Here is a 12101-nt window from a genome sequence, read left to right as displayed (position 1 = left end):
GAGTATTACTCGCCTTCTACGCTGATCAGTAACTGCTTGGATTTAACCTGCTGACCGGCCTCACAGCTAACTGCCGTTACGGTGCCGCTAATGCCGGCTTTCAGTGGGTGCTCCATCTTCATGGCTTCCAGTACCACCAGGGTTTGACCGGCTTCAACGGTATCACCTTCTTGCACCAGTACTTCGGCAATGGCACCGTCCATGGAGGCTTTCACCTGACCACTACCGGCACCACCGGCAGCGGCAGCAGGTTGGTGAGTTACATCTTCAAGGATAAAGTGACCGGTACCGTCATCCAGGTACAGGGTCTTGTTATCGAAGGCAAAGTTCAGAGTTTCGCGTACACCGTTTTCGATAAAGACACAGGTGTTTTCATCTTGGGAAACGAACTCCAATGTTGTTCTTTCTTCATCTGCGCCGTCTTTAACAACGCTGATCTCAAACTGATGTTCGTTTTCGGTCAGATTAACGCTAGTGGCTTTGCCATCGAACTCCAGCTTGTATGCGTAACTTTGCGGGGTAGAGCGGCTCCAGTGGAATTTAGCATCCTGGCCGGCTTCAATTGAGCGCTGAAAGAAGAGTAAAGCGGCTTTAGCAAGGGTGGTAGCGGATGGCTCTTTTTGATCCATACTGACATCACTGCTAAAGTGCTGCTCAATAAACGCGGTAGTCGCTTCACCGGCACCAAACACTTCATGACGCAGTACGTTTTGCAGGAACAGTTTGTTGTTGTTCATGCCCAGCAGTTGAGTGTCCTGAACCGCAGAGGCTAGGCGACGAATCGCTTCGGCACGGTTATCACCGTAGGCAATGACTTTGGCAATCATCGGGTCATAGAAAGGGCTGACTTCCTGACCGGTTTGAATACCGTGATCCATACGGATGCCGGCGCGTTCCGGGTAGTCCCATAAACGTACTTGACCGGTTTGTGGCATAAAGTTATTGCGAGGATCTTCGGCGTAAAGGCGTACCTCAACCGCGTGGCCGTTTAGCTCGACATCATCTTGTGTCAGCGGCAGCTTTTCACCTGCAGCAACTTTTAATTGCCAGGCCACCAGGTCCAAACCAGTAATCAGCTCGGTAACCGGGTGCTCTACCTGCAGGCGCGTGTTCATTTCCAGGAAGTAGAAATTCTTGTCGGCATCTACCAGAAATTCCACCGTACCGGCACCGCGATAGTTACAGGCTTTGGCAGCGTTAACGGCAGCTTCACCCATACGTTGGCGCAGCTCGGGGTCAACAAAGGGAGACGGTGCTTCTTCCACCACTTTCTGGTGACGACGCTGGATGGAACAATCGCGCTCGCCCAGGTACACCGCATTGCCGTGTTCATCGGCAAATACCTGAATTTCAATATGGCGTGGTTCGATAACGGCACGCTCCAGAATCAGTTCGCCACTGCCAAAGGCAGTTTCGGCTTCAGAGCGTGCAGTGCGAATTTGTTCAGCCAGTTCGCTTTCTTCGAATACCAGACGCATGCCGCGGCCACCACCACCGGCGGAGGCTTTAACCATTAGCGGGAAACCAATGTCCTTGGCTTTAGCCAGCAGGGTTTCATCGGACTGATCGGCATCCTGATAACCGGGAATGCAAGGTACGCCGGCATCGATCATAGCGATTTTAGACAGACGCTTGCTGCCCATCAGGTTAATGGCTTCACTACGAGGGCCGATAAAGGTAATACCCTCCGCTTCACAGGTTTCTGAAAAAGCCGCGTTTTCTGACAGGAAACCGTAACCCGGGTGAATGGCATCGGCGCCGGTTTGCTTGGCGGCGGCCAGTATTTTATCGGCGACCAGGTAAGACTCACCCACAGCCGCAGGACCAATACACACCGCCTGATCGGCTTCCTGTACGTGCAGTGCACCGGCATCGGCTTCACTGTACACAGCAACAGTGCGATAACCCAGGTCGCGGGCGGTGCGCATCACACGAACGGCAATTTCGCCACGGTTGGCAACTAATACTTTGGTAATTTTACTCATGATTTTTGATTCCTAATTTTGCCTAGACTGATCTTATAAGAAGACGGGTCTTATAAACGTCCAATACCAAAAGTATTGCTGTTGAGCTCACGCTCATCGCCTTCGCGACAAACACTTAAGGCAAACGCCACCACCGCTCGGGTATCGGCGGGATCAATCATGCCATCGTCCCAAACCCGCGCCGTATTGGCCAGGGCATTGGAGTTGGCTTCCATAGTCTCAGTCGTGTCTTTTTCCAGAGCGTCGACCGAAGCACGCATCTGCTCAGTAATCTCACCGGCTCGAGCCATTTTGGCTTCTGCTACCTGACGCAAAACACTACCGGCTTGCGCCGGACCCATTATTGACACCACACTGCGAGGCCAGGCGAACAGGAAGCGCGGATCCATACCGCGGCCAGCCATGGCATAGTTACCCGCACCGTAAGAGCCGCTCACGATGATGGTGACTTTTGGTACGGTGCAATTGGTCACGGCCTGAATAAATTTGGCACCGTGTTTAATAATGCCGGCTTGTTCTGGCTCAGTACCGACCAGGAAGCCGGTGGTGTTGGTTAAGAACAACAGGGGCGTGCCAGACTGCTCACACAACTGAATAAACTGTGCCGCCTTGGCAGCACCTTTGGCGGTAATCGGGCTGTTGTTACCGATGACACCACAGGGCTGACCTTCAATTTCCATATGGCCACACAGGGTGCCGTTATCGAAATCAGCTTTGAATTCCAAGAAGTCAGAACCGTCGGCGATACGGGCGATCACCTCGCGCATATCAAACGGGGTTTTTGCATCTTCTGGCACAATGCCACGCAATTCTTCTGCCGCGTACAGAGGTTCCTGATAGGACACTTCGGCGTGCAGAGGCTGATTTTTGTTCCAACCGAGTTTTTTGGTCACGTCACGGGCAATACGAATACCGTCGGCATCGTTCTCGGCCAGGTAATCGTTGGTACCGGCAACTTCACTGTGCATCTCCGCACCACCCAATTCTTCATCGGTGGCGATTTCACCGGTGGCCGCTTTCAACAACGGAGGGCCCGCCAAGTACATGGTGGATTGTTTTCGCACCAGAATCAGGTAGTCAGAAAGCGTTGGCTGATAAGCACCACCTGCGGTAGCACTGCCATGAACAACCGTGATTTGCGGAATGCCTGCAGCGGACAGGCGACACTGCAAAGCAAACACACTTCCAGATTCGCCAAAGGTATCACTTGCTAATTTCAGGTTTCCGCCGCCACTTTGGGAAAGGTTCACCATGGGCAATTTGTTTTTCATAGCGATGTTCAGCATACGCAGCCGCTTTTTCCCACCCATTGGGCCGATGCTGCCGCCTTTGGTCAGGTAATCGTCAACCGCCACCACACAGCGAACACCACCGATATAACCGATACCGGCTATATAGCTACCACCGGCACCAGTACCATCGGTATCTTCGTCTTGCATATAGCCGGCCAGGCTTGATAGCTCGAGAAAGGGTGCTCCGGCATCCAGCAGCAAACTCAAGCGCTCGCGAGGAGGGATATAGCCTTTTTTAATGTAACGATCTGCCTTGGCCTCTGCCGCTTCAATCACGCGGCGCTCAATACCGCGAAATTCGTCTACCGCTGCCGTCATCACTTTTAAATTGTTTTTAAACGCATCGGACTGCGTATCCAGCTGAGATTCGATAACCGCCATAACTTAAATTCCTGTTGCTGTTTTCTTAATTCGCTTACTTATTTGGTTATTTGAGTGAACTCTTCACCAATCTTGGCCACTTTTTGGAAAGCCGGGCGCTCTTTCATGCGATTCAGGTAATCGCGTACCTGGGGCTTATAGCGCTCATCAATTTTCAGGTTCTCCCCCAAAAACAACGCATAGGCAATGGTTATATCGGCAACGGTAAAGCGGTTGTCGACCAGGTACTCGCGGCCATCTTCCAGGTGCTTGTTCAGCTTGCGCAAGCGGGCGTGAAACCATTTCATATAGTCTGTCGCCGCCTCTTGCAGGCCACGCTCAGGCGGCTCTTGCAGGGTGTAGCGGATATAAACCGTCTGCGGAAAAGTCAGGGTGGCGTCACTGTGGAACAGCCAATTGAGATAATCGCCGTACTCCGGATGGTCGGGCTTCAGGCCAAACTCGTGTTTGCCGTAGCGCTCCACCAGATACAATGGAATACCGCATGACTCGGTCATATGGGTGTCGCCATCGATCATATAGGGAATGGTGCCCAGCTCGTTGATTTCGAGATATTCAGGCTGGGTGAAGCGTGGTGGAAAGGCCATGGAAATAACTTCATAGTCCAACCCCATCTCTTCCAACGCCCATAGGACCCGCATAGAGCGTGCCTGGTGGGTGTGCCAAACTTTAATGGTCATTCGTTAAACTCCATACTGGCGCGGGGCGAGGTCGCGCATGATTTCTTCTGAGCCGCCCAACATTACGATAACTGCGGGCATAAGCGCAGTGCCAGCGAACATATGCAACGATTTAGCGTCGCTGGATGAACACAGAACCCTCGATGGCCAAAAATCATTATCGACCATCGCGTGTGCCATACACATTACCCTAACTTGGTCGATCAATCAAGATAATTGCTATATGCTATATAGCAGGCTTTTCGAATTTTTAATTCGAGTGTCTTCTTTTCAATAAATAAAATCTTTAGGACATAGCTATGACTGTTGATGATCTAATTGCAAAACTGAATGAGTCTTTCAACCCTGCCGCTGCCGCTGGCATGGACGAAGTATTCCAGTATCACTTTAAAGGCGATGAAAGCTTCTACATCGTTATCAAAGACAACGAGCACGAGATCGTCAAGGGCGAGCACGCGGAGCCTTCCGTTACTTTTACCACTAGTGTGGCTACCTTTATTGGTGTTGCTGACGGCAGCATCAATGGTATGGCGGCATTCGTGACCGGCAAGCTGAGATTTAAAGGCAACAAGACGCTGGCACAGAAGATGGAGACCTTGTTCCCTTTGAGTTTTTGAGCTGAGTGCTGTCTTGGGCGGCGAACCAGGCTCTGTCCTGAAAGCTGCTCATTGAACGCCCTTCGGGGCGTTCAATGTTTTACCCTGCCCCTGTTTTATTCCCATGACTCTGTCCTCGATGACTTCTCGCTGTGTTCATAGGTGTTTAAACTATCGCGACATCGAGGGGATGATTAGTCGGGCTTTGTAAAAACTCAGTCACTTTCGAGCGAGAACCTGTTTACAGTTATTTGTTACAATGAGTAAATCCATAATTGCTGATACTCTCGAAATCTGAACGGATTAATCCTGCGTCGCTCAGATCGACTCTTGTTTTTCACCCGAAAGTGCTGCCGTAACTCTTCAAAGACCGTGCAAAATATCAGGGCGCAAAACACATCCTTAAACCCTTTCATCACCTTGTATCTGGACTTTATGGCTCGGTGATCTTGCTCCAAACAGTTATTCAGGTATTTTACGTCACGGTGATGAGTGCTATTCCCGAACACTCGCTTAATGGCTGGGTATAGTGCAGGCTCTTTGTCTGTGGTGATCTGCGACGGGACGACATCTGTTGTGCTGTGGCATTGCTTAAAGAAAGCCTCTGCTGCAGCCTGATCCCGGACATCACTCAGATAAACATCGACCAGATTCCCCTGCTTATCAATGGCTCTGTATAGATAGCACCAACGCCCATCAATTCTGATATAGGTCGCATCGATATGCCATTTGTGACCCGCCTTGCCCTGTCGAGATTTCCTCAGCTTGATGCCCAGTTCAGTGCCAAAACTCTGTGCCCAATTATGCACCGTCTGGTGACACAGTTGAATTCCTCGGGTAGTCATCAATTCCACCACATCATCCAAGCTGAGCTTGAAGCGGTAGTATTGGTAGACCGCCAGCATAACCACTTCGGTCGGGTACTCGATGAAGTTTAACGACGTGCCACTTCGCTCATTGAACTGACTTATGCAAGCGCGGCACCGAAATTGCCTGTAGCCAAGCGATGTCGTCCTGGGAATTTCTCGTGTGTTGGGCGAGGAGCAAGTGGGACAGATCATGGCAGGTCAGCCTTCTTATTGGAAATAATCGAATTGTACTCTGTTCAGGCTTGCAATAGCGGTTTATGGGACTGAGTTTTGACAAATCCATCGGTACCATTGGTGGTGGTATGCTGGTGGATAAGCTGAAGATGCGTGACCGTCGCTGGTACGTTTGGCTGGCAGCCACGGCAATGCTGAGCAGTGGTGTGTTTACTTTTATTATCTTAACCACGGATAATCTATATCTGGCTCTCGGTCTGAACGTAGTGGGTATGGGGCTGTTTGCCTCCTGGTTGCCTGCAGTTCTTGCGTTAAGTCATGGGTTGGTGTCGACTGCCAACCGAGCACAGGCAACGGCTGTGCTCTACTTTGTTATAAATATCATCGGCATGGGAATGGGGCCAGCCACAGTGGGCTTCTTGAGTGATATGCTGGCGATGCCTGGGGGCGGAGAGTCCCTGCGCTACGCCATGTTATTCGCAGCAGTTTTTGGTGGTGCTTTTGCGGTCTACTTTTTCTTTAGGGCCAGCCGTACCCTGATTTCCGATATGGATAACGCACCTGCTTGACTTCAATCTTCCTTCTAAATTGTTATTCGCTGTCAATTATTGTTGTGAATAATTGTCATTGCCGGGTTGTGCAGCAAGTGTCAGGATGGTCAATAGCTAGTCGCCGAAAAAGAAAGTGTCATGAAAGTTCTATCACGTGAAGATGTTGCCAGCTGTGTTGGCGAGCAACTGGAAGCCAGTGAATGGTTTACCGTTACCCAGACGCAAATTAACCAATTTGCCGACTGCACTTTGGATCATCAGTTTATTCATGTAGACCCTGAGAAAGCCAAGGAATCTCCCTTTGGCGGCACTATTGCTCACGGTTTCCTGAGCCTTTCCATGATCTCTCACTTTGCCAAAACCTTTAGTTTGATGATTGATGGCATGTTTATGGCCGTAAACTACGGTTTCGATAAGGTTCGCTTTATCGCTCCCGTAAAAGTAGACAGCCGCATTCGCTGCCACGCAAAAGTTCTGGCTGCCGTTGAAAAATCCCCCGGCCAGTTTATGCTCACCTATGACGTCGAAGTCGAAATAGAAGGCAGCGATAAGCCAGCTTTAAAGGCCGAGTGGATCTGCATGCAGATGGTCAAGTAATTCTCTAGGGCTCATCTACTATCATGCCTTTGCGGAACTGCAACGGTGTAAAGCCCGTCCAGTTTTTAAAAGCTCGAATAAAGGCGCTAGGCTCGCTATAGCCAGTGTGCAAGGCGATTTCTTCAATACTGGTTTCCGGGTGACCTAGATGGTGGATTGCGATATCCCGTCTTACTTGCGATTGAATTGTGTGAAAGTTGGTGCCTTCTTCGCTTAGTCTCCGCCTCAGTGTATGGGATTTGTAGTTTAAGTGTGAAGCAATGTCGTCGAGTTCAGGGGGAAGCTTTTGTTGTGTAAAAGCTTTTTTGGTGAGCAAACGGACAGATTGTGTCAGAGCCCCACCGACGTCTATAGGTAGATGAAGATCCAGAGGCGAGCGACGAATATAGCTTTCTACGCTGGCTTCATTTTGCATGATGCGGTGATCAAGATAGCTATTATCGAAGCTAAAGGAATTTATCGGTTGGTTGTACAGAACGGGTGCGCCGTAATATAAATGTTTGTGTTCATTCTTGTAGTCTGGCGGCGAGAAGTCGAGACTTACCTGGTTGAGAATAATCCGGTCGTTGCAGAGCCAGCCTAGAAAACGATGAGCGAGGCTAAGTACGCCATCAATCGCGTGGGTAGTGAGAATCTTGTGTCCAGGAATGCGTTCGACGCTGTATGTTGTCTGACCATGAGATGTGTTTATCGAGAAATGAAAACTGTTGTGAAACAAATTGTTAAATTCTGTCATTCGACGCAGGGCTTTACCCAGGGTGCGGGTGTTTAACAGAGAGAGTGCCAGTATGCGAAAATGCCCTAGCTGGGTTGGATGTTCAAGCTGGCAAAGTGACTCGTCCTGAGTTACCTGATAGCACAGTTTATACAGCTTGACGGCCTTATCGATCTCGATGCGTTGTTCCTTTCTATAAAGATCTTCCTCAGTGAGGTGGCACTGATAAAGTAGATCTTCCAGATTGTAATTCTCTTGTCTTATTCCTTCTAATGCCTGGTTTACGTAGAGGGCTGAAACGCTGTTTTTGGCGGTTTTTATGGATTTGTCAAAACTCAGTCCCATAAACCGCTATTGCAAGCCTGAACAGAGTACAATTCGATTATTTCCAATAAGAAGGCTGACCTGCCATGATCTGTCCCACTTGCTCCTCGCCCAACACACGAGAAATTCCCAGGACGACATCGCTTGGCTACAGGCAATTTCGGTGCCGCGCTTGCATAAGTCAGTTCAATGAGCGAAGTGGCACGTCGTTAAACTTCATCGAGTACCCGACCGAAGTGGTTATGCTGGCGGTCTACCAATACTACCGCTTCAAGCTCAGCTTGGATGATGTGGTGGAATTGATGACTACCCGAGGAATTCAACTGTGTCACCAGACGGTGCATAATTGGGCACAGAGTTTTGGCACTGAACTGGGCATCAAGCTGAGGAAATCTCGACAGGGCAAGGCGGGTCACAAATGGCATATCGATGCGACCTATATCAGAATTGATGGGCGTTGGTGCTATCTATACAGAGCCATTGATAAGCAGGGGAATCTGGTCGATGTTTATCTGAGTGATGTCCGGGATCAGGCTGCAGCAGAGGCTTTCTTTAAGCAATGCCACAGCACAACAGATGTCGTCCCGTCGCAGATCACCACAGACAAAGAGCCTGCACTATACCCAGCCATTAAGCGAGTGTTCGGGAATAGCACTCATCACCGTGACGTAAAATACCTGAATAACTGTTTGGAGCAAGATCACCGAGCCATAAAGTCCAGATACAAGGTGATGAAAGGGTTTAAGGATGTGTTTTGCGCCCTGATATTTTGCACGGTCTTTGAAGAGTTACGGCAGCACTTTCGGGTGAAAAACAAGAGTCGATCTGAGCGACGCAGGATTAATCCGTTCAGATTTCGAGAGTATCAGCAATTATGGATTTACTCATTGTAACAAATAACTGTAAACAGGTTCTCGCTCGAAAGTGACTGAGTTTTTACAAAGCCGTTTTTTTCATTTACATCAGAGGTAACACGTTAGCGTAAATAAACCTGCTAGCGAACCGCCAAACGCTCCATAAACGGGTTTTCATCAAAGGCTTTGCCAAAGGCTCTCAATTTAAGCGGATTGCCTTCAAAGTCAATTACCCCATCCTTAATCGCTTCCAAAGGCCCCAATTCCTGCTTCACCAGTTTATTAAAGGTCTCACGGGTCATGGTTAACGCCGCCTGAGGCTGGGGATGCAATTCAGGTTTAACAACCAGTACACCGTTGCGTAATTCGGCACTAACCTGTTCGTTGGAGTCAGTAATGTTGTAGTTAATCACTAAATGATCGCCACCGACCTCTTCGGCTTTTACCCGGAAGCGCAAACCGCCAATAATCTCTACCGCCGGTTTGGATTCCAGTTTGGCAAAGACGGCATCTTTCATTTCCTCAACCACCATTGAAGGTGACATAACACCATCAAGCTCCAAGGCTGAAGTTAAATACCAGGAGCGCCAGGTGGTGTTTAACTCGGCATATCCCAGTTTACGAAACGCAGCCGCTTTTAGGTGACGGGCTTCCATATCGTCGTTATCAACCCGGATCAAATAGGTTAGTAACTCGGCAGCAAACTGAGAATCACCATCGTTATAAGCATTGGCGGCGGCATTAAAGACGCGATCGCGCCCCCCCATAAGTTCGATATGACGGCGGGCCAGTTCAACCGGTTCTGTTGGGCGGTATTCAATCGCATCACCACTAAAGTATCCCACCAGGCCGGTAAACATTTGCGGGGCAATGTGGCGGAAGCTGCCGTACATCTCGGTGGAGAAAGCGCCGTTATCCAAATACTCTGGCACTTCGGTAAATTTCGCTTTTAGTTCTTCGATGCCGTAGCCCTTGTTGATATAGCGGATAGACTGGTCGTTAATCCACTGCACCAGGTCACGGAACTTGATCACCTGCTGGCGAATATTATCCTTGCCTACGATGGGCACCAGGTGAGTACCTAACAGGTATTCCACATCGTAGTGAAGCACCGCATCGACTGCGCGCATATACCCTTCTGGCTCGCGGAATTTTGCGCCGCGAATGGTGTAAATATTGGGCACGGAGTGAAACAGTTCGTCGGCAACCACCGCAGTTTTATACGCGGGCAAGTACAGACCAAATTCAGATTTGGCCTCACCGCCGGTGTAAAAGATATTCATCTCTACACCATCAAGGGTGATATGGGTGTCTTCAGAAAAGGTATCGGTTGGTGGAATATATCCTGCGCGACCGCCGTATTTTTCACCACAGCAACCGTGGTAGTGGGCATCTTCTTCAGGTAATGCAATGCCTAAGTAATACACCGAACGAATAACTTGTGCCGGTGCGGTAGCGCCCCACTCGCTGTTCATTTCCTCAACAAAGTTTTCCCAGGCGTAAATTTTTACCTTGCCTGCTTTCACGTCATCAACCGATACCAAACCGGAGGTACCGTTGTAATGATCCGGGTGGTGGTGGGAATAAAAAATATGGGTGATGGGTTTGTCGGAGAGCTTACGCACTTCTGCCAAAATGGCTTCACCATGCTCATGGCTTAAACCGGTATCGTAAACAATCAGGCCGGTCTCACCTTCAATCAGAATACTGTTGGCAGCCCAATCGTCCGGATTGTTAATGGACCAAAGCTTGTGCTCCCCAATCTGGTACACCTTGGGCTCAAAGTGTTTGCGGTGCTCTTCAAAATGCTCAGGCCAGCTGCGCTCTACGTGATAGTTAATAGCTGCCGGGGCGTCTACCGACACGGTATCTTTACAGGCCACCAGGCCCAGCGTGGATAACCCCACTACACCGGCAAACAGCGCCTTTCTCAAGTGCAACATTCTCTCTCTCCTATTCTTTTAGCATCAATAGCATTACCCCTATCCTAGACCAACTTATGCGATATAATTAGCCATATAAGCGGACAAAATATCCCATTACGACTGATTATTATGGCAAACGAACGAAACGATATTCCGGTTGAGGGCCAGGTCTCGCCCCTGGGCCATACCGATATCTATGAGTTGATTGCGCTGCTGGCCGCGCTTAGCGAAGCTACCCTGGTAGAACCCGGTAAAGCGGTGATTGATTCCAGCCATGGCTCGGGCACTATGCAGGGCTGGGCCTTGGCGCAGGGGATAGAACTGGTGCGTTGGGACAGCAATCTGAAACAGCCCTTTTCCATTCAACGCACGCCTGAACTAAACGCGCCGGTATGGACCATTTTGCTGACCGATTCATCGCGTTTGATAGCCAATGATGGTGAGGCTATACCTTCTCCTCAGTCAGCTCCTCAGTCAGCTCCGCAAAAGCGCTCAGAAGGTATGGCTTACCTGTACAACCATCATCTGGCTATGAATTTGATGTTTGAAGATAACGGTCCCATTCGGATGCTGTTGATTCGCTTAAAGCCAGAAGCCTGGCAATGGCTGGACCCACGACCAGAAATTATTAACCAGTTTATAGATGCCAAGGAGCCGCGGTTTTACGGCTTTAAGCTGCAGGACCAATTGGCCAAACTGTTCTCCCAACTTTTTCACGGCAGTGTTGAAGACAATACACCGCCTTGGCAAAGCTTGATTAAAACACTGGAAGTCTGCAGCCATTTGTTCGACAACTTACAGCAACGCCCGCAAACCCATTACGCCAAACTCAATACTCGCGATGCCCATCGTATCCATCAAGCGCAACAATTACTGGCGGCCGATTTTCAGGAACCACTGGGTTTGGCAGACATTTGTAAACAGGTGGGATTAGGGCGTGACAAACTGCGGCAGTTATTTCAGCAGGTGTATGGCACCACACCCTATCAGTATTTTCAGGAACAACGACTGCAGGAAGCCCACCGCCTGATTGCACAGGAACAACTCAGTGTCATGGAGGCGGGCTACCAGGTGGGATACAGCCATATGGGGCATTTTTCCCAAGCGTTTAAAAAACAGTTTGGTTATTTACCCAAGGCTGTAAAAGCTTCACCTTAA

Annotated in this window: 11 protein-coding genes; 5 read left to right on the top strand and 6 right to left on the bottom strand. The window is 49.6% G+C overall.

Annotated elements, in window-relative coordinates; genetic code table 11:
- Nucleotides 1-5: 5 nt before the first annotated feature.
- The 3 genes from ACGHZ6_RS05985 to ACGHZ6_RS05975 are packed head-to-tail and all read right to left on the bottom strand — an operon-like array spanning nucleotide 6 to nucleotide 4338.
- Complete coding sequence (locus tag ACGHZ6_RS05985) at nucleotides 6-1985, bottom strand: acetyl/propionyl/methylcrotonyl-CoA carboxylase subunit alpha (RefSeq protein ID WP_390617904.1); 1980 nt, start codon at nucleotides 1983-1985, stop codon at nucleotides 6-8.
- Nucleotides 1986-2035: 50 nt separating this feature from the next.
- Entirely contained in the window at nucleotides 2036-3658 is a 1623-nt protein-coding gene (locus tag ACGHZ6_RS05980) for an acyl-CoA carboxylase subunit beta (protein ID WP_390617903.1), read from the bottom strand.
- A 38-nt stretch (nucleotides 3659-3696) separates the two neighbouring features.
- Complete coding sequence (locus ACGHZ6_RS05975; protein ID WP_390617902.1) at nucleotides 3697-4338, bottom strand: glutathione S-transferase family protein; 642 nt, start codon at nucleotides 4336-4338, stop codon at nucleotides 3697-3699.
- 299 nt (nucleotides 4339-4637) lie between these two features.
- Here ACGHZ6_RS05975 and ACGHZ6_RS05970 point away from each other — a divergent pair, with 299 nt between their 5' ends.
- A complete protein-coding gene (locus ACGHZ6_RS05970) occupies nucleotides 4638-4955 on the top strand; it encodes an SCP2 sterol-binding domain-containing protein (protein ID WP_390617901.1) in 318 nt (105 codons plus the stop codon).
- 233 nt (nucleotides 4956-5188) lie between these two features.
- Here ACGHZ6_RS05970 and ACGHZ6_RS05965 read toward each other — a convergent pair whose 3' ends face one another.
- A complete protein-coding gene (locus ACGHZ6_RS05965) occupies nucleotides 5189-5995 on the bottom strand; it encodes an IS6 family transposase (protein WP_390617897.1) in 807 nt (268 codons plus the stop codon).
- 65 nt (nucleotides 5996-6060) lie between these two features.
- On the opposite strand from ACGHZ6_RS05965, the gene ACGHZ6_RS05960 reads away from it, so the two are divergent.
- Nucleotides 6061-6546: a hypothetical protein gene (locus tag ACGHZ6_RS05960; RefSeq protein WP_390617900.1), complete on the top strand. Its 486-nt coding sequence runs from the start codon at nucleotides 6061-6063 to the stop codon at nucleotides 6544-6546.
- A 120-nt stretch (nucleotides 6547-6666) separates the two neighbouring features.
- Nucleotides 6667-7125 carry a MaoC family dehydratase gene (locus ACGHZ6_RS05955; protein ID WP_390617899.1) on the top strand — a complete coding sequence of 153 codons (459 nt, stop codon included), beginning with the start codon at nucleotides 6667-6669 and terminating at the stop codon, nucleotides 7123-7125.
- 4 nt (nucleotides 7126-7129) lie between these two features.
- Here ACGHZ6_RS05955 and ACGHZ6_RS05950 read toward each other — a convergent pair whose 3' ends face one another.
- The gene (locus tag ACGHZ6_RS05950) at nucleotides 7130-8185 is read right to left on the bottom strand and encodes an AraC family transcriptional regulator ligand-binding domain-containing protein (RefSeq protein ID WP_390617898.1); all 1056 of its coding nucleotides are present in this window, start codon (nucleotides 8183-8185) and stop codon (nucleotides 7130-7132) included.
- A 65-nt stretch (nucleotides 8186-8250) separates the two neighbouring features.
- Between ACGHZ6_RS05950 and ACGHZ6_RS05945 the strand changes: the two genes are divergently transcribed.
- Entirely contained in the window at nucleotides 8251-9057 is an 807-nt protein-coding gene (locus ACGHZ6_RS05945; protein WP_390617897.1) for an IS6 family transposase, read from the top strand.
- A gap of 101 nt (nucleotides 9058-9158) precedes the next feature.
- On the opposite strand, the gene ACGHZ6_RS05940 is transcribed toward ACGHZ6_RS05945, so the two are convergent.
- Nucleotides 9159-10961, bottom strand: coding sequence for an alkyl sulfatase dimerization domain-containing protein (locus tag ACGHZ6_RS05940; RefSeq protein WP_390617896.1), 1803 nt, complete (start codon nucleotides 10959-10961; stop codon nucleotides 9159-9161).
- Between the two features lie 111 nt (nucleotides 10962-11072).
- Between ACGHZ6_RS05940 and ACGHZ6_RS05935 the strand changes: the two genes are divergently transcribed.
- Nucleotides 11073-12101 carry a helix-turn-helix transcriptional regulator gene (locus tag ACGHZ6_RS05935; protein ID WP_390617895.1) on the top strand — a complete coding sequence of 343 codons (1029 nt, stop codon included), beginning with the start codon at nucleotides 11073-11075 and terminating at the stop codon, nucleotides 12099-12101.

It is taken from the genome of Maricurvus nonylphenolicus, from assembly GCF_042854845.1.
GTDB classification, from domain to species: Bacteria; Pseudomonadota; Gammaproteobacteria; order Pseudomonadales; family Cellvibrionaceae; genus Maricurvus; species Maricurvus nonylphenolicus.
This window is presented reverse-complemented; position numbering and strand designations above follow the sequence as displayed.